At 50.6% G+C, this 259-nt stretch carries 1 protein-coding gene; it reads left to right on the forward strand.

What is annotated here, in order from left to right; genetic code table 11:
• On the forward strand, positions 1-259 hold a 259-nt coding region (locus KVT27_RS25285; RefSeq protein WP_217582240.1), incomplete at both ends, for a lamin tail domain-containing protein.

Below are 259 nucleotides of genomic sequence, written 5' to 3' on the forward strand. Positions count from 1 at the left end.
ACACGAAGAACAGTGATTACAAAACCGGCGGAACCGACGCATTTGAGTTTATTGAGCTGTACAATTCAACGGGCACACCGCTCAATCTGAAAGGCTTTACCCTGAAATATCTCGCGGGAACAACGGAGTACGTATACCCGACCACCGAGAGCAAGATCGTTGCGCCGCAGGAGACTTTTATCATCTGGTTCAAGAACAGCACGGTCCTCCAGGTCGGGTTACCTGAATTCAACACCGCGTATGGCAGTGCGATTACGGA

The organism is Lysinibacillus sp. GbtcB16, assembly GCF_019091145.1.
Taxonomy (GTDB): domain Bacteria; phylum Bacillota; class Bacilli; order Bacillales_A; family Planococcaceae; genus Lysinibacillus; species Lysinibacillus fusiformis.